Genomic DNA, 18,805 nt, shown 5'->3' with positions numbered 1-18,805 from the left:
AGCGACTCCTTCTCCGACAGTGCTGGCTGTCCCGGTGATCCAGCTTCCTGTGGGCGCTGTGCTCAGGTTCGGATACATTGGCCGAGTTGCGGCCGGAGATCCAGGTGTACGAGGAGATTCGCGTCTGGATGGCGAAGTACAACGCGGCCGACCGGCAGGCCAGCGGCGAACCGGTCCCAGAGGAAATCCAGCGGCTACTGGGTCAGCTTATCGCCAACGCCACATCGTCAGGCGAAGTGCTGGATATCTACGACGCCGCGGGCATGCCGTAGCCGTCCCTGGATGACTTGACGCCGGAGTTCGTCGCCTCGACGCAGAAAGCACGGAACCCACAGCTGGCCATTGAGGCATTGCGGAAGCTCATTGCGGACGAGTCCGCAGCATCCACGTGGAACAACGTGATCCGACAACGGGCATTCTCCGAGCGGATAACAGAGCTGATGAAGAAGTACACCAACCAGCAGCTCACTTCGGCCGAGGTAATCGCCGAGCTCGTGGAATTGGCCCGGGAGGTTGCCGCCGAAGGTAAACGCGGTGCGCAGTTCACTCCCCCGCTGAACTCTGACGAGCTGGCCTTCTACGACGCCGTGGCTTCAAATGAATCGGCGGTGGAGGTCCAAGGCGAGGGCGTTCTGGCCGACATAGCGCGCGAACTGGTTTCAGTCATGCGGCGCGATATTCGGACGGACTGGACCGTACGCGACGACCTCCGTGCGAAGCTGCGTTCCTCGATCAAGCGGCTCCTGGTCCGATTTGGCTATCCACCGGACAAGCGGCCCGAAGCCATCAAGCTCGTCATGGAGCAGATGGAGTCCATGGCGCCCCGGTTTGCTGACGCTAGGAGGTAGCGGGACGCCGAGCGACGGAGTACGCCAAAAGCGCGTCGCTCGGCTGACCGTCACAGGTGGGGCATGGCCGAAAGTATCAGCACGACCACAATGAAGAAAATCAACCCGAGAAACATGCGAAGCGCCCACCTGAAAGACCGGTATTTGGCCTCGACGATTTTCGAGAGGGCGAACGCCTGCTCCCATGCCTCTGCAACGCGGCTTGCCGAAGGAAAACTAAGTGGAGCTGAGCTACGACCGGCCAATGAGGGCCAAGCGAAACGGTTGTCTTTTGACACTTTCACAGTTCGTGGCCGGAGACACTCCCCCACAAAGAACACGGTCAGTACCGATGTTACAACTACACCGGCCAGGGCAAATGTCATTGGGACAACGACGTGGACGTCCTGTCGCTGAAGTGCGTTGGCGATTCGGCTAGACTGGCCGGCGAGTGTTGTCAGCGATACGCCAAGCACCGCAGCCAAGATAGTCACCTTCGTGTCGGCATTCTTAATCCAACTGCCTGACTCCTGCATGGCTACTTTCGCGTCTTCCCAGTCCTTCGACTCGCCAAATGTTTTCTGTTTCCTAAGCAACGGCATGGTTCGCATACCCCTCCATTGGCCAAGTGCCTGTGAAGAGCCATTCAACGTACGCAGCGTGCCAGTGGGCCGCCCATCCAACAGCTGTGGCCATCGTGTCCACCACGGGGTCCCAGTCTTCCTGGGCAGCTACGCAAAGGTTGCCATTCATGAACGTGTGCGGCGATGCAACCGAATGTCGTCCGAGCCGTCCGGTTTTCGGTCTGCCTGGTATGACGTGCGGAAGGCCGTGATCAACTCGGTGTTGAAGGGTGACGGTGAACTTTCCGTAGCCAGTGTCTATAGCTCCCACCCAGGCAGGGGGATGCTCATCATTTCCACCGACCTCAGCGAATCCGGGGAAGTAGTGGGACATGGCATCGCGATCCAGGGAGATCGACTCTCGGTTTTTCCACCAAGGGAGCGCCGCAGGTACATGTTCGACGGGGTTAGTTCCTCCGTGAAAAGTATGAGGCTTCATTGGCATTCCGAACGCGATAGGAGTTGCGGAGGCGGCAGAAAAAACAATTCTGCCGGAAGGCGTTACCCTGCGTTCTACGTTGTAACCATGGTGCTTCAAGACATTGAGTATGGTCATGATTGCCTCCTAGACAGTCTCGAGTGCGCGGCCCGCGAGCTCATGGATGGTGCTGTCTACCTCGGGTAGCAGGGGACGCCACCTGTAATCAAAGAACCTGTACCTACAGTCCTCTCCCTCCCGTGTGTAAGTCTTGGGTGACTTCCTGTGGTGGGTGAGCAGGGCATCGTTGTCCATGTACTCAGCGAACCGCTCCCCGACGACGACTTCCCATGACAGTGCTGTCTTCTCGCACTTAGCGGCGAAATTTGACGCGAAGCCGATGACGTTGATTTCACTTATCTGGTCTGTACCGGTGCGCATAAAAACCGCTTCTCCGTAGTCACAGCCTGCTCGGGCCTGCACAGGCTGCAGCCCACGTTGCGTGAGTGCGGGGTTCAGGGTGGTTTGGACCGCATCCAAGGAAGCGGCAGAAGCCAGGGCAGCTAGCGCTACAGCGACGCGTGGGTCAGCATGTGGCCCAAATCCGGCAAAAAGACCGTCGCCCCGTAGTCCAAGCACGTGGCCGCCCAGACTGTGCACGATGCCAGTAAAACCGCTCAAAACCGCATGTGCGAGGTCCGCGACCTCTCCCGGTTCATCCCAAAACGTACGTCCGGTGAAATTTGTGAGATCAAGAAACACCGACGCCATCTCGCATGATTCCCGTTGTCCTACCTCGAGCCGGTTGTAGAGTGGGTGCCCTGTCTGAAGGGATTCAGCAACGGATCGTGACTTGAGAACGAGAGGATTGCGCAGGGTGTCGAAGCGGTCCAGGACCCTGGTGCTGAACTCTTCGGCGTAGAAACTTTTCAAAACGTGTCCTTCGTGATTGTTAGATGGTCTGCTACTGCGAGCGATATGCGGTAGCTTCGACGATCAACACCACTCCATGCGACAGTTTTTGGCGTGTCGTAGTATTCGGAGCTAAAGTCTCTATGTTCGCGTAGAAGAGAACAAAGAGGCAGTTGGTGCAATCATCACGGTCGAATGGCTGGAGAGCCATCAGACTCTGCTTCAGAAACCCGGTTGCGATTGCCGTCGCGACCGGGTTTCTCTGCCTTCAGAGGCTAAAAATCCCAGTCGTCATCCTCGGTGTTGACAGCTTTGCCAATGACGTAGGAAGAACCGGACCCGGAGAAGAAGTCGTGGTTCTCGTCAGCGTTCGGTGACAGGGCTGACAGGATGGCCGGGTTAACGTCGGTGACGGAGGCCGGGAACATGGCCTCGTAGCCCAGGTTCATCAGCGCCTTGTTGGCGTTGTAGTGCAGGAACTTCTTGACGTCCTCGGCCAGGCCAACACCGTCGTAAAGATCGTGCGTGTACTGGACTTCGTTTTCGTACAGCTCAAAAAGCAGTTCGAAGGTGTAGTCCTTGATTTCCTGGCGGCGCTCCTCGGAGACCTTTTCCAGGCCCTTCTGGAACTTGTAGCCGATGTAGTAGCCGTGCACGGCCTCATCGCGGATGATCAGGCGGATCAGGTCAGCCGTGTTTGTCAGCTTGGCGCGTGAAGACCAGTACATGGGCAGGTAGAAGCCCGAGTAGAACAGGAAAGACTCCAGCAGCGTGGAGGCTACCTTGCGCTTCAGGGGATCGTCGCCCTGGTAGTAGTCCATCACGATCTGCGCCTTCTTCTGAAGGTTGGCGTTCTCAGTGGACCAGCGGAACGCCTCGTCGATCTCCTTGGTGGAGGCCAGCGTCGAGAAGATCGAGGAGTAGCTCTTGGCGTGCACCGATTCCATAAAGGCGATGTTGGTGTACACGGCTTCTTCATGCGGAGTGATCGCGTCGGGGATGAGCGAGACGGCGCCCACGGTGCCCTGGATGGTGTCCAGCAGGGTCAGGCCCGTGAAAACGCGCATGGTGAGCTGCTGCTCCGCCGGGGTCAGCGTGTTCCACGACTGGACGTCGTTGGACAGCGGCACCTTCTCCGGCAGCCAGAAGTTGTTGACCAGGCGGTTCCAAACGTCAACGTCCTTATCGTCCTGGATGCGGTTCCAGTTGATGGCCTCGACGTGGCTGAGCAGCTTGACCTTTTCGGTCATGTCATCCCCTAAAAGTTTGGGTTGGTACTTACTTAAAGCGTACGACGGCGGGTGGGCGCCCGCCGTCGTACTGCCGATGTTTAGTTGAAGATTAAAGCATGCAGCTGACGCAGCCGTCCACCTCCGTGCCCTCCAGCGCGAGCTGGCGGAGACGGATGTAGTAGATGGTTTTGATGCCCTTGCGCCATGCGTAGATCTGCGCTTTGTTGATGTCGCGGGTGGTGGCGGTGTCCTTGAAGAACAGCGTCAGGGACAGGCCCTGGTCCACGTGCTGCGTTGCCGCGGCGTAGGTGTCGATGACCTTCTCGTAGCCCAGCTCGTACGCGTCCTGGTAGTACTCCAGGTTGTCGTTGGTCAGGTACGGAGCCGGGTAGTACACGCGGCCCAGCTTGCCTTCCTTGCGGATCTCGATCTTGGACGCCACCGGGTGGATCGAGGAGGTGGAGTTGTTGATGTAGGAGATGGAGCCCGTGGGCGGGACGGCCTGCAGGTTCTGGTTGTAGATGCCGTGCTCCATGACGGAAGCCTTCAGCTCGCGCCAGTCATCCTGCGTGGGGATGTGGATGCCGTCAAACAGCTCCGCAACCTTGGCCGTCTGCGGTACCCATTCCTGCTCGGTGTACTTGTCGAAGAATTCACCGGACGCGTACTTGGACTTCTCGAAGCCGCCGAACGTCTGGCCGGTCTCGATGGCGAGCAGGTTGGAGGCCCGAACCGCGTGAAACACCACGGAGTAGAAGTAGATGTTGGTGAAGTCCAGGCCCTCTTCGGAGCCGTAGTGCACCCGTTCCCGTGCCAGGTAACCGTGCAGGTTCATCTGGCCCAGGCCGATGGCGTGGCTCTGGTCGTTGCCGCGGGCAATGGAAGGCACCGAGGTGATGTTGGACATGTCGGACACTGCCGAGAGGGACCGGATGGCCGTCTCGATGGTCAGGCCGAAGTCCGGCGAGTCCATGGCCTTGGCAATGTTCAGCGAGCCCAGGTTGCAGGAGATGTCCTTGCCGGTGGCGTCGTAGGAAAGATCATCGTGGTACGTGGTGGGCTGGGAAACCTGGAGGATCTCCGAGCACAGGTTGGACATGATGATCTTGCCGTCGATCGGGTTTTCCCGGTTCACGGTGTCCTCGAACATGATGTACGGGTAGCCGGATTCGAACTGGATCTCGGCGAGGGTCTGGAAGAACTCGCGCGCCTTGATCTTGGTCTTCTTGATCCGGGAATCGTCCACCATCTCGTAGTACTTCTCGGTGACCGAGACGTCGGAGAACGGCATGCCGTAGACCTTTTCGACGTCGTACGGCGAGAACAGGTACATGTCCTCGTCCTTCTTGGCCAGCTCGAACGTGATGTCCGGGATAACAACACCCAGGGAGAGGGTCTTGATGCGGATTTTCTCGTCCGCGTTCTCCCGCTTGGTGTCCAGGAACCGATAAATATCCGGGTGGTGGGCGTGCAGGTAAACGGCGCCGGCACCCTGGCGGGCACCGAGCTGGTTTGCGTAGGAGAAGCTGTCCTCGAGGAGTTTCATCACGGGGATGACGCCGGAGGACTGGTTCTCGATCTGCTTGATGGGCGCGCCGACTTCGCGGATGTTGGTCAGCGCGAAGGCCACGCCGCCGCCGCGCTTGGACAGCTGCAGTGCCGAGTTGATGGAGCGGCCGATCGACTCCATGTTGTCTTCGATGCGGAGCAGGAAGCAGGAGACCAGCTCGCCGCGCTGCTTCTTGCCGGCGTTCAGGAACGTGGGGGTGGCCGGCTGGAAGCGGCCTTCGATGATCTCATCCACCATCTGCAGCGCGAGCTGTTCGTTGCCGCGGGCCAGGTGCAGGGCCACCATGCAGACACGGTCCTCGTAGCGCTCCAGGAAACGCTTGCCGTCAAAGGTCTTCAGCGTGTACGAGGTGTAGAACTTGAAGGCGCCCAGGAAGGTCTCAAAGCGGAACTTCTTTTTGTAGGCGCGGTTATACAGGTCGCGGATGAAGTTCATCGTGTACTGGTCCAGCGTCTCGCGCTCGTAGTACTCGTTCTTCACCAGGTATTCGAGCTTCTCTTCCAGGTCGTGGAAGAACACCGTGTTGTTGTTCACGTGCTGCAGGAAGTACTGGTGCGCAGCTTCCCGGTCAGCCTCGAACTGGATTTCGCCGTTGGGACCGTACAGGTTCAGCATCGCGTTCAGCTCGTGATAACCAAGGCCCTTGTAGGCGGCGGGCATTCCGGCTTTGTCGACGGCGGCTGCCGGCAGGGAGTCGACTCCCCCGGTGGCTAGCTCTGAGTCTGTGACTGTCGTGTCCAAAACGTCTCCAATCCGTGGTGAACCCTGGCCACATCTTCCGGTGTTCCCATGAGTTCAAATCTGTAAAGTTGGGGCACTTTGCACTTGGCGGCCACGATGTCCGCAGCCAGGCAATAGTTGTCCCCGAAGTTGGTGTTGCCGGCCCCGATGACGCCGCGGATCAGTTCCCTGTTCCGGGGTTCATTGAGGAACCGGATGACCTGCTTGGGCACGGAGCCTTCACCCCCGGTTCCCCCGTAGGTGGGAAGGACCAGGATAAAAGGCCGGGTGGCCAGCAGGGGTGCATCCCTGGCGTACAACGGAAGCCGGGCGAAATCCATGCCCAGCTTCCGGACGAACCGCAGGGTGTTCTCTGATGAAGATGAAAAGCAGATCAGCGGGCTGTCCGTGGTGGTGGCTTCAACCGTCAATGCAGCCACGGGAGGTACCTCGGTTCAGTGCTGGAAAAAAGGGAAAATCAGGCTACGGAAGAAACTGCCGATTCGGCGAGTTCCGCGATCTTGTCCGGGCGGAAACCTGACCAGTGGTCCTGGTCCGTGACCACAACGGGCGCCTGCATGTAGCCAAGGGCCTTGAGGCGTTCCAGGGCCTCGGCGTCCTGGGAAATGTCGACGCTCTCGTAGGCAATGCCCTTCTTGTCGAGCGCGCGGTAAGTGGCGTTGCACTGAACGCAGGCCGGCTTCGTGTAAACCGTGACGGTCATGTTCCCAATCCCCTTTGTAAGTCTTCTACCGTTGCTGGAGCCCGGGTCTTTTGACGTCCGTCTCCGATGCCGGCCCGGTTGGCCCGGCTGATGCGCCGGTTGCTTCCTGGGACGTTGTATGCATTTGTCCGGGCTGTTTCTGCTTGGTGCCCGATCCGTAAATTGATACTACATCTAGTGCAGGGCGGCCGCAGCGACCCCTAGATGATGTATTACAAGTATGTCATTCCCTGCACTTTTAATCCACAGGTCCGGCACCCCTAATTGGCCGGGAATCCGCCGATCCGGGCCCTCCTGTCCACACCCTGTGGATGAAGTTCTGCACAATTAACCCCGTGCGTGTCGCGGTTTTGGCGGCGTGTCGCCGAATGCCAAGCCGGCAAAGGAACTGCACGGAAACACCAAAAAGGGGCCCCGAAGTGAGATTCGGAACCCCTCCTGGTGACCAACGGCACTGCCGTCAGGGCAGGGATGTCAGAGCTGCGCCTCCCGGCGGTCCAGCACCACCTGCTGCACGTCCAGGTAACCCGACTGGAAGCCGGCCCGGGAGTAGCACAGGTAGAACAGCCACATGCGCTGAAAGACCGGGTCGAAGCCCAGCTCGCCCACTTCACGTGACCGGGCCATAAACCGTTCCTCCCACAGCCGCAGCGTGGCCGCGTAGTGGTCGCCCATGCCCATCCGCTCCCGGACGCGCAGGGTGGTGTGCTTCTGGGTGACGCTCTCGATGGCCCGCACGGACGGCAGGAAGCCGCCCGGGAAGATGTACTTGTGCACCCAGGTGTAGGCGTTGCGGGTGGCCAGCATCCGGCCGTGCGGCATGGTGATGGCCTGGATGGCCACCTTGCCGCCGGGAGCCAGCACCCGGTCGATGGTCTGGAAGTAGATGGGCCAGTATTCGTAGCCCACCGCCTCGATCATCTCCACGGACACCACGGCGTCAAACTCGCCCTCCACGGCGCGGTAGTCCTGCAGGGCAACCGTGACCTGGTCCGCGTAGCCGGCGGCGGCGATACGGTCCTGCGCCAGCGCCTGCTGCTCGCTGGAAAGGGTCACGCTGTAAACAGTGGCGCCCCGGGCTGCGGCCCGCAGCGCCAGTTCACCCCAGCCCGTGCCGATCTCCAGCAGCCGCGTCCCGGCCCTGACGCCCGCCCGGTCCAGCAGCCTGTCGATCTTGGCCTGCTGCGCGGCCGCCAGCCCCTCGAAGCCGACGGTGGCCAGGTGGCCTGCCTCGGCCGGGAACAGCGCCGAGGAGTAGCTCATGGTGGTGTCCAGGAAGTTCGAGAACAGGTCGTTGGACAGGTCGTAGTGCCGCGAGATGTTGCTGCGGGTGTTCTGCTCGGCGTTGCGTTCCTGGCGCGGCGTGCGGGGCAGGTACAGGGTCCGGAGTTTCTGCAGCGGCATGGGAATCAGGGTGTCCACGGAAGCCGCAAAGACTTCCAGGACGTCGGCGAGGTCGCTGGCCTCCCAGTCGCCGGCCATAAAGGATTCGCCCAGTCCGATCAGCCCGTTGTCCCCGATGCGGGCCTCGAATGCATCCGGCCGGACCATTGTCAGCACCGGAGCGTCGGTCCCGCCGGTGCCCAGGATGGTGCCGTCCGGGTAGACAACCCGGATGGGCAGCCGCTTCACGGCGCCCTTGAACAGCAACCCGGCGGCCTTGCCCGCCACCAGCGCCTTGGCGCCCGACGGCGGCTGGGCCACTCCCGGCCAGATCTCGGGATCGATGGTGGCGGGCGACGCCGGAACTCCAGTTCCGGTCCAGGCGGCGGCACCGGAGGTGGCCGCGTGGGCCCCTGCCGCAGCTGCGGTGGTCCCGTTATCGTCCGTCATTGTCATTGAACTGCCTCCTGTGAGGTGTGGTGTGGCCGGGTGACGACCGGAAGGCGCCTTGCCCAGAGCTTAATGCCCTGTACCCGGATAAGTGCGGATACCAGCAGCGGTGCGGCCGGAACCGCCACCGCCGCTGCGAGGATGTTTTTGATGGTGGCCGGCCTGCGCCGGCCATCCATGGTGGCTACGAACGGACGCTGCCCTTCACGTTCCAGGACGATCGAGACCGCCAGCCGTTCGTCCGGCGCCGGCAGCTTCATGCGGTACTGCCCGTCCACGTCATTGAACGGCGAAACGTAGAAGGCCTTGGGTACCGAGGCCCGCCCTGACGCGTCGGTCCGCAGGAGGTAACAGTGCCGTTCGCCGTAAGTGTTGTGGACCTCGGCGATGACGCAGTCCAATTCCCCGGTGGAGCGGTAGCACCAGAAGAGGCTGAGCGGGTTGAACACGTGGCCAAAGACCCTGGCGCTGGTCAGCATGCGGATGGCGCCGCCGTCGGGCTCCATCCCCTGGGTGCGCAGGTAGCGTTCCACGTTGGTCCGGATGCTCTCCGCCGGGTCCCCCAGATGGTCCCCGGCATTGAAGACCGCCAGCGGCCGCAGCAGGCGCGGCAGGAGGGGCAGGTTGTCCACGTCCACAAACCAGCTGTAGCTGCGGTAGGTGAACCTGTTTTTCAACGGCGACTCCCGCACGTGGGCGATCGAGGTGCGGTAGATGACCGCCCCGGCACTCATGCAGGCTCACCGGCCGCGAGGAGTTCGCGCTCCCCGTCACCGGAAGGGTCGACGTTGCCAGTCGGGCTGACCCACGTGCGGCCCAGCGATTCGGCGGCGCGGAGGCCGGACAACGCGCCGTCCTCATGGAAGCCCCAGCCCAGGTACGCGCCGGCGTACGCCACCCGGCCATCGCTGAGCGCGGCAATTGCCTGCTGCGCCTTCAGGGACTCCGGGGTGTACTGCGGGTGCTCGTAAACCATGCGTTCCAGGACGGCGTCCGGTGCGATCAGGTCCGACTCCCCCAGGCTGACGATGTAGGGCCGGCTGTCGGCGTGCTCCAGCCGCTGCAGGCGGGTCATGTCGTAGCTGACCAGGACGTTGTCCGGGCGGGCATCGCAGGCGGGCAGCCGGTAGTTCCAGGACGCCTTGGCGTTGTCCGCCGCCGGCAGCACGGCCGGGTCGCGATGGAACACGGTGTGGTTGACGGAGTAGGGCATGCCGCCCAGCGCCTCTTTTTCGGCCGGTGTGGCGTCGGCCAGGAAACCCAGCGCCTGGGCGGGGTGGGTGGCGATGACCACGGCGTCAAAGTCATCCAGGCCGGAGTCCGTGGCGATCTCCACACCATCGGCGATGCGCCGGATGGCCGTGATGGCCGTGTTGAGCCGGATGTCAGGGAGCGTCGCGGCAAGCTTCTCCACGTACCGGTGGGAGCCTCCGGTCACTGTGCGCCACTGCGGGGAGCCCTTGACGCCCAACATGCCGTGATGGCCCAGGAACGTGAACAGGTACCGTGCCGGGTAGGACAGGGCCGTGGTGGGATCGCAGGACCATACGGCGCTGACCACCGGGGTCATAAAGTGGGAGATGAAGTAGGGGCTGAATTTTTCCCGGGCCAGGAACTCACCGAGGGTCAACTCGGAAGTGCTGCCGGCACCCACGGCGCTGGCTGGCGCGGTCTTCAGCAGGATCCGGGCCTTGCGGTAGAACCTGGCCACCTCGGCGAGCATTTTAAGGTACTGCACGCGGAAGAGATTGGCCGGGGTGGCAAAAATACCCTTGGCACCGTCGCGGGCACCGGCGTACTCGAGGCCGCAGCCGTCGCAGCGGATGGACATGCTCATTTCGGAATCCTGGGTTTCGACGCCCAGTTCGGCAAACAGCCGCAGCAGTGTGGGATAGGTCCGCTCGTTGTGGACAATGAAGCCTGTGTCGACGCCGAGGAAGGAGCCGTCCGGCTGCGGCATGTCGTGGGTGTGGGCGTGGCCGCCCAGGCGGGAGTCGGCCTCGAAGAGGGTCACGTCGTCGTGCCGGTTCAGGATGTAGGCGGCGGTGAGTCCTGCCACTCCGCTTCCCACCACTGCTACGCGGCGCCTCACGGTCCTGCTCACTGCTGCGTTCGGTGACAACTGCTGCTCCTCTGCTGAACATTGGCCCGCCGGGCCGGTGTTTTCAAAGGGTACTTCGAAGCGGCGGCAGGATCGGATGGGCGCACCACGGACCGGTTTTTGACCGGGCGCAGGCAGAGTAGTGTGGGCAGGTGGTGAATCCGGTACATCTGAAGACCCTCCTGGAAGTCACGCGCCTCGGCTCTTTCGCGGCGGCGGCGGCAACCCTGGGCTATACCGCCTCCGCGGTCTCCCAACAGATGTCCGCGTTGGAACGCGATACCGGCGTGGTTCTTTTCCAGCGGTCGGCGCGGGCCGTGGTCCCTACGGAAGCCGCCGTCGTGATGACCCGCCATGCCGCGAAGGTCCTCACGGACATCGGGGCGCTGATGGCCGCCGCCTCCAAAACCCAGGACACCGCCAGCCAGGAACTGCGGCTGGGCATCTTTCCCAGCCTGGCCACCTATGTCCTCCCCCGGATCCTGAAGAACCCGGCGTGGAAGGACCTGGGCATTGACCTCAAGGTCTCCGTAGCCGAACCCGGGCAAACCATCCAGGGCCTGCGTACCGGCGGGGACCTGGACCTGGCGCTGGTGTTCCAGGTGGGCCAGACCGGGCTGGCGTGGCCCAACACCATCAACCGGCAGTGGATCGGTGACGACGACTTCCGGGTGGTGCTGCCCGCAGGCTGGGGCTTCGGCCCGGACGCCAAGGTGGCTGCAGACCACCTCTCCGAGATGCCGTGGATCATGCACCACCCCGGCACCAGCGACGCCATGGTGATCGAGCGGCTCTTCGCCGGCTGCAACCTGCATCCCCGCGTGGTGGCCCACAGCGACGACTTCCACGCCAGCCTGGAGATGGCTGCAGCGGGACTCGGCGCGGCGCTGGTCCCCGAACTCGCGCTGCGGAACAAGCCGGCAGGCGTGGTGGTGCTGGACGTCCCCGAAATCCGGTTGGCCCGCAACGTTTTCGCGTTGGTGATCAACGACAGCAAAACCGCCCGGGTCCAGCTTTTTGTGGACCTGCTGGCGGAAACCCTCGCCGGAATGCGCACGGCAGTCAATTAGGCCGAATGCTGGAATGCACCGCTGTTCGGGTCTATGTTGAGAATATGAACAGGGTAGCGAGCCAGCATTTCGGCGAAGTCGAGCTCAATCACGGCAGGGACCATAACTTCGCCGCGAAGCACGAACTGCGCGGACATCCCCTGGAACTTGACCTCAACATCACCGCCCATGACCATTTCGACGAGGCCGCGATGCACAAGGTGGATTACCGGCTACGGTTCCTGCCCGAGCTCGTTGATGAGGTCCGCGACATGATCGCCGAGGAACTCGGCCAGGAGGGCACCAGCCCCCAGGAGTATCTCCGTTTCCACTGCAATGCGCTTAAGGATGAGCACCTGCAAAAGGTCTTCGGCGTGGAGGAACGCAGCCAGCTCACCAACGACGTTTTCCTGAAGGCCCTGAAGCTGGGCCACGTGGCCATCTACCCCGGGCAGCCGGAACGCTACTTCGTGCTTGACTTCACCCTGGGTGAGCACTTTACGGACGAGGTCCTTGTGGCCTCGGCCGATGAGGACGGCGTGGTGGACGACGAAATCCTCTGGGAGTCCTGAGGCTCCCATTTTGGAAAGCGACGCCGGCCGGTCACCCTGGTGACCGGCCGGCGTCGTACTTTTATGCTGTCAGCGAAGAATTGCTACTTTGCGTCTGCCAGCAGGCCGTTACGGGAGTGCCGGGGCAGCGCAAGCTTGTCCAGGACTTCGAGCGCGCTTTGGTGCTCGTTGAAGGTGTAGATGTGCAGGCCGGGGGCGCCGGCGTCCAGGGCTGCGTTCGCCAGGTCAATAGTGGCGCTGACACCGATCCGGCGACGCTCGGAGTCGCTGTCCGCGGCAGCGAGCCGCGCCATCAGCTCCGGTGCGGGTTCGACGCCGGCCAGCTCGCCAAGGCGGGTGACGCGGCGCACGCTGGTCAGCGGCATCACGCCGGGGATGATCGGGATGGTCACGCCGGCGCGGCGGGCCCGGGTGAGCAGGTCCGCGTACTGCGCGGTGTGGAAGAAGACCTGCGTGATGGCGAAGTCGGCGCCGGAACGCTGCTTGGCCAGCAGTACCTCCACATCGTGGGCTTCACTGGGCGACTCGGGGTGCCGTGTGGGGTAGGCCGCCACACCCACCGCGATCTTGCCGGCGCAAAGCATCGCGGACCGGCGCTGTTCCACGCGGCGGATCAGTTCGATCAGGTCCTGGGCGTAGCGCAGCGAACCGGCGATCGGCGCCCCGCTGTCCTTGGGCAGGTCGCCGCGCAGGGCAAGGATGCCCCGCACGCCGGTATCCAGGAGCTGGCCGATGATGGCTGCCAGTTCCTGCGGCGTGTTGCCAACGCAGGTCAGGTGCGCCAACGGCCGCAGGGTGGTTTCAACCACGAGGCGGTTGATGAGTTCGACGGCGGTGTCCCGGTTGGAGCCACTGGCACCGTAGGTGACGGAGACGTAGTCCGGAGACGTGGTCTCCAGCTCACGGATCGTGGTCCAAAGAGTTTCCGCGGCGGCAGGCGACCGGGGCGGGAACAGCTCGTACGAAAGCGCCACCGGGGCGGCGTCGGAGAGGTTCGGATGTGTGTCAATAAGGCTTGGTGGTGACATTTGCGTCCTTGGCTTTGCCATTGGAGGCAGTTCCACATTTTTTGGGTGGGACCTGCCGGCAATGAATTGAGTTCGGGGATCACGGGAAAACTCCACAGGAACACAGCCGGGACTGTTAAGCCTGTTTTGACGTTGTCCGTGAGCAAATGTCAGGCCCACATGGGGGCACCCACACCCTCCGAACCGGAGGATCGCTGACACGTTACCAGGGTAACTCGGTAATGACTCTATGAGCGTGCGGGGGCGCTTTCAAGTCTGCCGCCGAATTAAGACGCACATTGACGCCTTGAGTAGCCCGGGCCCGGAATTTTCTTCGCCCAGCGGGCGGGGCGGGCCTGTCAGCTTTGCCAGGCCAGCACCCCGAGCGCCAGCGGGACAAGGACCACCAGCGCCACGAAGCAGATGGCACCGATCCTGCCTGCGCGGTTGCCCAGGTTGATGGTGAGTCCGTAACCTGCCCCCTCCCGCCTCGGCACCAGCAGGCGCGCATCTTCGGGGTTGTTGTAGATGATGCCGCTGATCCACAAGCGGTCCGCCGCGGCTTCCTGCGCAGTGGGGGCAACACCTGCCCGCGCAGCGGCGCGGGCAGCCCACCTGGCGGCAACAGCGTACGAACCGATGACCACCAGCAGGAACAGCGGGATGGAGAGGAGAGCCGGGGGCGCTGTGGGCCTGTCCGGTCCGGTCCCTCCCTGGGGACCCTGCAGGCCGAGGGTGACAGCAAGGGCCAGGGAAGTGAGTCCCAGCGCGGCGATGGTGCCGCGGGCCATGCCTTCGCGGCGGTGGAGTTCCCAGGCAGTCGCCTCCGGCCGGGGCGGGAAGGCTCGCACTGACACGGCAGCCAGCCCGGCCAGGAAAACCGTCATGCCCGCGGCAAGGAACTGCGTGAAGGACATGTCCGGCAGGCCGGGATAGAGGGACCAGCCGTACGCGAAGAATCCGGCGGTGGCCGCGAGCGCGGCGACGAAGGTGAGCCAGACGGGCCCCCGGCCGTGACTGATGTTCCGTGCAGATGCTGTTGTTGTTTTCCCCATGTACCGAGCCTAGCCCGGTCGCCTGGGCGCTTTCCTGTGGCCGGGATTACCGCAGGGATTTGCCTCACCATGGCCTGTCCACCCCAGGCCCGGTGTCCGGCCGGTCGAGGTATTCGTTACGTGCGCCGCTCTCCAGCCGCTCCCGCAGCGCGTCCCGGGCCTGCTGTTCCAGCTGCTGCAGCCGGGAGGCGTCCGGTTGTTCCGGTTGTTCCTCCCCTTGGGGTTCCTCCCCTGCATCTTCGCCCCCGTCACCGGCGGCAAGTGCGGCACTGAGCCGGTCTTGGGCTTCGGCCAGCCGGCTGCCCTCGCCGGCGTCGTTGTACCCGGAGCCGTTGCCGGCGTCGGTGAAACACCCGGCCGGGGACTGTTCGACGGCGGCGAGCGCCTCGGTGAGCAGTTGGTGCTTTTGTGCGGGGTCGGCAGCGCCTTCGCTGAGGCGTTCCGTGGCCAGCACCAGGTTGACGCGGACCTTGCATTCATCCGGCCCGGGGTTCAGCTCCAGTGCCGCCTGGAAGTGTTCCCGGGCGGCCGCGAAGTTGCCGGCCAGGACTTCACCGTCCCCGGCAGCAAAGACTGCCTTGTGGGGTTCGATAACGTTACCGGTGAGCAGTCCGCGGGCAGCCGACGACACACCTGCGGAATCCCCGCGGCCGAACGCCCCGGCGGCGGCATCGGCAATCAGGCTGACGCTGACCAGCTTGGCCGCGATGACCAGCACCAGCAGGACAGGAAGCGCGGAAACCAGCAGCAGCCGGCGCCGCTTCCCCGGTCTCCGCACTGAATGCCTCCTCAAGACCTGTCCCGTCATAACCTGCCCCCTCGCCCGCCGGCGGGCAGCCGCGTATCGCGGAGCCGCCGGCCGGAGAGGACCAGTTCCCGCAGGCCCAGCACAAAGGCAGCCAGCGCCAGCAGCCAGGACACCTCCCCGCGGTCCGGGACCTCTCCTCCAGCGCTGTCAGCCACCGTCATGCTGCCGGGGTTGGCTTCCTGCAGCAGCGCATCCGCAGTGTCGCCGGGCGTGCGGTGGACGTACGGCACACCAAGGGTGTCCGCAATCGAGCGGAGCGCGTCCTCGTCGATCCGGGACACCGCGTCGCCGCCGCCCGCCGCCGATCCATCCTGGATATAGGCGGTCCCGGCCGAGCCGGTCCGGCCACCCTCGTACGTGCGCATGCGGCCGCCGTCGGCCGTTCCGTACCCCAGCACCGCTCCCCCATCCACCAGGCCGCTGTCCACCCCGAGCCGACCGGCCGGAGCAGCGCTGGTCTGTTCCCCGTCCCCCAGGTAAAACACAAACCGAAGCCGCTCGGGATGGCTGTCCCGGGCGGCCTGCAGGCGCTGGGCCAGCACCGGCCCTGCTGCGGTGATGCTGCTCCCCCGGGCGTAGTCGGTGATTTCCGGCGCCAGCACCCCGGCGGCCGCAGCCAGTGCGCCGGCATCGGTGGTCAACGGCAGCCGCACCACGGCTGCAGCATCGAAGGTGATCAGGGAGAACCTGCCGCCGGCCAGGCCCGTGGCCACCGCGGCGACGTCACGCTGGACTCCGGCCAGGCGGGGTTCACTGCCGAAGTCCTCGGCGGCGAGGCTGCTGGTGGTATCCACCACCAGGAATACGTCGACGTCGGCGGGCGCTGCCTGGGTAGCTGCGCCGCCCACCCCCGGGCGGAGGGCGGCGGCAAAAAGCAGCGCCAGCAGGACCCCGCGAGCGGCCCAGTCCCGCGCCGCTGCCGGTGACGACCGGTTCCGGTGGAGGTGCCACACAATGCCCGCCGTCGCGACGGCCATCAGGGGGGCCAGCAGCCACCAGGGCAGGATCGGAAGGAGGCTCATCGGTCCACCCGCCAGGCCAGGCCCACCAGCACCAGGCCCGCCAGCAGGGCAACACCCAACGGCCATGCGGACTCGTCAGTGACCACCCGCTGCGGTGCACCCTGGCGTGCCGCCGCTTCCGTGCGCTGCACCTCGCGGACAATCGACCCCACTGCCGCCGGAGAGTCCACCGGGTAATACGCGCCACCGGTGGACTCGGCCGCCGCCCGCAGGGTGGCACCTTCCTGCCCGGGCTTGTCGCCGTAGTCGAAGTCCGCCGGGTTCAGTGCATGGATCCTGATGCCCTTGTCCCTGGCCAAGGCTGCGGCCTCGGCCAGCGTAAAAATAGGGTCGCCGGAGATGAAGTTGTCCGTGGCCAGCACCAGCGACCGTGAGCGGCTGCCATCGTCCGGTCCGGGGAATCCCTGGCTGCACGAAACCACGCCGTCACCGATCAGCGACGACCCCGGCGCCACCCCTGTCCCGGCGAAGAAGGCAGCGTCGCCGGGACCGCCCTCGAAGGCGTTGCGCGCCCGCACCAGCTGCTCCGCCACCAGCTGGTAGTCATCCGTCAGCGGAAAGACCTGGGCTGCGGAGGAGTCAAACATCATCAGGCCGATGCGTTCGCCGTCGAACTCCCGGGCCAGGTCCTGGAACACCCCGACGATGGCGGCATCGGCGCTGGCCATGGAGGCTGACGTATCCAGGCACAGCATAATGTCCCGGCTGTGCTCCGCCGGTGTGGTCACGGTGGCGCTCACCGGCCTCGCGGCAGCAGCCAGGGCCGCCAGCAGCAGCACCACGGCAGCACCGGCCATCACCACCAGCATCCTGCGGTGGCGCCGCAGGGCATCCCGGTACTCGGGCAAGGCGGTCAGCCGGTCCGTATGCGCCACAGCCCGGTGCCGGCCGTCCTTGTCCCGGCGGATGAACCACCAGGCCACTGCAGCGCCTGCCAGGATCCCCGCCGGGAGAATCCACCAGTACATCAGCTCCATGCCCGCACCGCTTCCCGGGCCGCTGCTGCGGACGCCGTAACGGACGGCAGCGGTTCAGCGGCGAACTCGCCCGGATAGATCCTGCCGATGGCCTCGGCCACCCCGGGCAATGGCTGCTCCCGGATGTCCGCCAGCGTCATCCGGGTCATGTCCTGACCGGTGGCATCCCGGATGAAGAGGCGCAGCAGGAGGCTGAGCTCCTGGTGTGCGGCGCGTTGCGGGAGCGCCCCGGTTCCGGCCGCTGTCTCCACCTCGTGGATCCGGGCCAGGTAATGCTCCTTCAACCCGGCAGCCGGCAGCATGGCGGCGGGGCTGTCCGGTGCGGTCCGCGCGCGGGGTTGCGGGGTGGCTGCCAGGACGGCAACAATCCACCCCACCGCGAGCGCAGCCAGGAGCAGGCCTGCCCACAACCACAGCGGGCTGTAGCCCAGGGGCGCGTAGAAGCCCTGGTCATCCGCCACGGCGGTGGCTTTCCAGAAGCGAGAAGATGGCGGGGACCACCTCATGGCTGGAGCCCGCGTACCCTTCGGTGATACCGGCCCGGCGCAGCATGGCGCTGCGGGACGCATCCCGCTCCGTCCGGGCCAGCTGATATGCGGCCAGCACCTTGGGCGAGGCTGCCACGGGATGGACGACGGCGGCCCGCCCCACCACATCCCGCAGTGCTGTCCCGCGCCCGGCCGGGTCCGCAGCGGGCGCCGGTGCGGTCAGGTCCGCGTCCCGGATGGTCAGCCACAGGATTTCGTGCTGGGCACGAAGCCGCCGGAGCTGGCGTTCCGTGGTCTCCGCCACGGCGCCCTCGTCCGCCACCACAAACAGCAGCATCCGGCGGCGGAAGGTGCGCTCGACGAACCCGAGTTGCTCCCCGGGGGCACTGGGCGCGCTGTGGCGGCCGACGTCGTCCACTTTCCGGAGGATCCGCTCGAGGTTGGCTTCGCCGGCCTTGACCGGCAGGGCCCGCGTGCCGGTGGTATCGCCATGGACAAGCCCCACGGGGTCGCCGTGGTTCAGCGCCAGGGACCCCAGCACCCCCAGCGCCATCACGGCGATGTCCTTCTTGGGTTCGCCGCCCAGGGACTCGGCCGCCATGTTCCTGCCGGTGTCCGCCACCAGCAGCACCTGCTGCTGCCGGACTGCCACATAGCGCCGGATCAGTGGCGAGCCGTGCCGTGCGGAGGCCTTCCAATCGATGTCGCGGACTTCGTCGCCGGGAACGTAGGCCCGCAGGTCGTCGAAGTCCAGGCTGCGGCCCTTGAAGACCGAGCCGTATTCCCCGTCCAGGAGGCCACGGGCTTTCCGGTGGGCGAAGATGAACATCTTCGACTTCACCCGGTGCAGGAGTGCAGTCATGCAGC

General features: G+C 64.4%; 19 protein-coding genes and 1 pseudogene. 3 read left to right on the top strand and 17 right to left on the bottom strand.

Going from position 1 to position 18,805, the window contains the following annotated elements:
- Positions 1–50 precede the first annotated feature (50 nt).
- A pseudogene (locus QRN07_RS00895) lies at positions 51–848 on the top strand (DUF3387 domain-containing protein); the annotation flags it as partial.
- Positions 849–898: 50 nt separating this feature from the next.
- Here the strand turns inward: QRN07_RS00895 and QRN07_RS00890 are convergent.
- The 10 genes from QRN07_RS00890 to QRN07_RS00850 all read right to left on the bottom strand — a co-directional run bounded on the left by QRN07_RS00890 (position 899) and on the right by QRN07_RS00850 (position 10,981).
- Positions 899–1,438, bottom strand: coding sequence for a Pycsar system effector family protein (locus tag QRN07_RS00890; protein WP_285240144.1), 540 nt, complete (start codon positions 1,436–1,438; stop codon positions 899–901).
- Complete coding sequence (locus QRN07_RS19815; protein ID WP_502934772.1) at positions 1,416–1,784, bottom strand: type II CBASS E2 protein; 369 nt, start codon at positions 1,782–1,784, stop codon at positions 1,416–1,418. The genes QRN07_RS00890 and QRN07_RS19815 overlap by 23 nt, the downstream gene beginning before the upstream one ends.
- Positions 1,785–2,015: 231 nt before the next feature.
- Positions 2,016–2,801 (bottom strand): adenylate/guanylate cyclase domain-containing protein, encoded by a 786-nt coding sequence (locus QRN07_RS00885; protein WP_285240143.1) that lies wholly within the window; start codon positions 2,799–2,801, stop codon positions 2,016–2,018.
- Positions 2,802–3,055: 254 nt separating this feature from the next.
- Positions 3,056–4,030, bottom strand: coding sequence for a class 1b ribonucleoside-diphosphate reductase subunit beta (nrdF, locus tag QRN07_RS00880; RefSeq protein WP_050684335.1), 975 nt, complete (start codon positions 4,028–4,030; stop codon positions 3,056–3,058).
- A 91-nt stretch (positions 4,031–4,121) separates the two neighbouring features.
- A complete protein-coding gene (gene nrdE / locus QRN07_RS00875) occupies positions 4,122–6,242 on the bottom strand; it encodes a class 1b ribonucleoside-diphosphate reductase subunit alpha (RefSeq protein ID WP_050684336.1) in 2,121 nt (706 codons plus the stop codon).
- Between the two features lie 50 nt (positions 6,243–6,292).
- Positions 6,293–6,742, bottom strand: coding sequence for a class Ib ribonucleoside-diphosphate reductase assembly flavoprotein NrdI (gene nrdI, locus QRN07_RS00870; protein WP_050684337.1), 450 nt, complete (start codon positions 6,740–6,742; stop codon positions 6,293–6,295).
- A 38-nt stretch (positions 6,743–6,780) separates the two neighbouring features.
- Positions 6,781–7,026, bottom strand: a complete 246-nt coding sequence (gene nrdH / locus QRN07_RS00865) for a glutaredoxin-like protein NrdH (RefSeq protein WP_050684338.1) — start codon at positions 7,024–7,026, stop codon at positions 6,781–6,783.
- 474 nt (positions 7,027–7,500) lie between these two features.
- Positions 7,501–8,865, bottom strand: a complete 1,365-nt coding sequence (locus QRN07_RS00860) for a class I SAM-dependent methyltransferase (RefSeq protein ID WP_285240142.1) — start codon at positions 8,863–8,865, stop codon at positions 7,501–7,503.
- The gene (locus QRN07_RS00855) at positions 8,862–9,593 is read right to left on the bottom strand and encodes a DUF1365 domain-containing protein (RefSeq protein WP_285240141.1); all 732 of its coding nucleotides are present in this window, start codon (positions 9,591–9,593) and stop codon (positions 8,862–8,864) included. Before QRN07_RS00855 ends, QRN07_RS00860 begins: the two co-directional genes overlap by 4 nt.
- Positions 9,590–10,981, bottom strand: a complete 1,392-nt coding sequence (locus tag QRN07_RS00850) for an NAD(P)/FAD-dependent oxidoreductase (protein ID WP_285240140.1) — start codon at positions 10,979–10,981, stop codon at positions 9,590–9,592. The genes QRN07_RS00855 and QRN07_RS00850 overlap by 4 nt, the downstream gene beginning before the upstream one ends.
- A 131-nt stretch (positions 10,982–11,112) precedes the next feature.
- Between QRN07_RS00850 and QRN07_RS00845 the strand changes: the two genes are divergently transcribed.
- The gene (locus QRN07_RS00845) at positions 11,113–12,030 is read left to right on the top strand and encodes a LysR family transcriptional regulator (RefSeq protein ID WP_056597836.1); all 918 of its coding nucleotides are present in this window, start codon (positions 11,113–11,115) and stop codon (positions 12,028–12,030) included.
- A gap of 44 nt (positions 12,031–12,074) precedes the next feature.
- Positions 12,075–12,581: a DUF2004 domain-containing protein gene (locus tag QRN07_RS00840; RefSeq protein WP_050684342.1), complete on the top strand. Its 507-nt coding sequence runs from the start codon at positions 12,075–12,077 to the stop codon at positions 12,579–12,581.
- A gap of 83 nt (positions 12,582–12,664) precedes the next feature.
- On the opposite strand, the gene QRN07_RS00835 is transcribed toward QRN07_RS00840, so the two are convergent.
- The 7 genes from QRN07_RS00835 to QRN07_RS00805 form a co-directional block, all read right to left on the bottom strand.
- Complete coding sequence (locus tag QRN07_RS00835; RefSeq protein WP_050684343.1) at positions 12,665–13,609, bottom strand: methylenetetrahydrofolate reductase; 945 nt, start codon at positions 13,607–13,609, stop codon at positions 12,665–12,667.
- A 338-nt stretch (positions 13,610–13,947) separates the two neighbouring features.
- Positions 13,948–14,643, bottom strand: a complete 696-nt coding sequence (locus QRN07_RS00830) for a hypothetical protein (RefSeq protein WP_285240139.1) — start codon at positions 14,641–14,643, stop codon at positions 13,948–13,950.
- Positions 14,644–14,707: 64 nt separating this feature from the next.
- Positions 14,708–15,421, bottom strand: a complete 714-nt coding sequence (locus QRN07_RS00825) for a TRAP transporter TatT component family protein (protein ID WP_285240138.1) — start codon at positions 15,419–15,421, stop codon at positions 14,708–14,710.
- Between the two features lie 26 nt (positions 15,422–15,447).
- Complete coding sequence (locus tag QRN07_RS00820) at positions 15,448–16,473, bottom strand: VWA domain-containing protein (RefSeq protein ID WP_285240137.1); 1,026 nt, start codon at positions 16,471–16,473, stop codon at positions 15,448–15,450.
- Entirely contained in the window at positions 16,470–17,450 is a 981-nt protein-coding gene (locus QRN07_RS00815) for a vWA domain-containing protein (RefSeq protein WP_285240136.1), read from the bottom strand. The genes QRN07_RS00820 and QRN07_RS00815 overlap by 4 nt, the downstream gene beginning before the upstream one ends.
- Positions 17,441–17,911, bottom strand: coding sequence for a hypothetical protein (locus QRN07_RS00810; protein WP_285240135.1), 471 nt, complete (start codon positions 17,909–17,911; stop codon positions 17,441–17,443). Before QRN07_RS00810 ends, QRN07_RS00815 begins: the two co-directional genes overlap by 10 nt.
- The gene (locus tag QRN07_RS00805) at positions 17,901–18,800 is read right to left on the bottom strand and encodes a DUF58 domain-containing protein (RefSeq protein ID WP_285240134.1); all 900 of its coding nucleotides are present in this window, start codon (positions 18,798–18,800) and stop codon (positions 17,901–17,903) included. The genes QRN07_RS00810 and QRN07_RS00805 overlap by 11 nt, the downstream gene beginning before the upstream one ends.
- Positions 18,801–18,805: the final 5 nt, after the last annotated feature.

Source organism: Pseudarthrobacter sp. MEB009, assembly GCF_030208875.1.
Classification (GTDB): Bacteria; Actinomycetota; Actinomycetes; order Actinomycetales; family Micrococcaceae; genus Arthrobacter.
The sequence above is the reverse complement of the archived record's forward strand: the minus strand, read 5'-3'. Positions and strand labels throughout refer to the sequence as shown.

What these genes read in the sequence shown, in the direction of transcription:
- QRN07_RS00890 (WP_285240144.1), bottom strand. Translation starts at nt 1,438, where the DNA reads ATGCGAACCATGCCGTTGCTTAGGAAACAGAAAACATTTGGCGAGTCG.
- QRN07_RS19815 (WP_502934772.1), bottom strand. Translation starts at nt 1,784, where the DNA reads ATGTCCCACTACTTCCCCGGATTCGCTGAGGTCGGTGGAAATGATGAG.
- nrdF (WP_050684335.1), bottom strand. Translation starts at nt 4,030, where the DNA reads ATGACCGAAAAGGTCAAGCTGCTCAGCCACGTCGAGGCCATCAACTGG.
- nrdE (WP_050684336.1), bottom strand. Translation starts at nt 6,242, where the DNA reads ATGCCCGCCGCCTACAAGGGCCTTGGTTATCACGAGCTGAACGCGATG.
- nrdH (WP_050684338.1), bottom strand. Translation starts at nt 7,026, where the DNA reads ATGACCGTCACGGTTTACACGAAGCCGGCCTGCGTTCAGTGCAACGCC.
- QRN07_RS00860 (WP_285240142.1), bottom strand. Translation starts at nt 8,865, where the DNA reads ATGACAATGACGGACGATAACGGGACCACCGCAGCTGCGGCAGGGGCC.
- QRN07_RS00855 (WP_285240141.1), bottom strand. Translation starts at nt 9,593, where the DNA reads ATGAGTGCCGGGGCGGTCATCTACCGCACCTCGATCGCCCACGTGCGG.
- QRN07_RS00840 (WP_050684342.1), top strand. Translation starts at nt 12,075, where the DNA reads ATGAACAGGGTAGCGAGCCAGCATTTCGGCGAAGTCGAGCTCAATCAC.
- QRN07_RS00835 (WP_050684343.1), bottom strand. Translation starts at nt 13,609, where the DNA reads ATGTCACCACCAAGCCTTATTGACACACATCCGAACCTCTCCGACGCC.
- QRN07_RS00830 (WP_285240139.1), bottom strand. Translation starts at nt 14,643, where the DNA reads ATGGGGAAAACAACAACAGCATCTGCACGGAACATCAGTCACGGCCGG.
- QRN07_RS00820 (WP_285240137.1), bottom strand. Translation starts at nt 16,473, where the DNA reads ATGAGCCTCCTTCCGATCCTGCCCTGGTGGCTGCTGGCCCCCCTGATG.
- QRN07_RS00815 (WP_285240136.1), bottom strand. Translation starts at nt 17,450, where the DNA reads ATGGAGCTGATGTACTGGTGGATTCTCCCGGCGGGGATCCTGGCAGGC.
- QRN07_RS00805 (WP_285240134.1), bottom strand. Translation starts at nt 18,800, where the DNA reads ATGACTGCACTCCTGCACCGGGTGAAGTCGAAGATGTTCATCTTCGCC.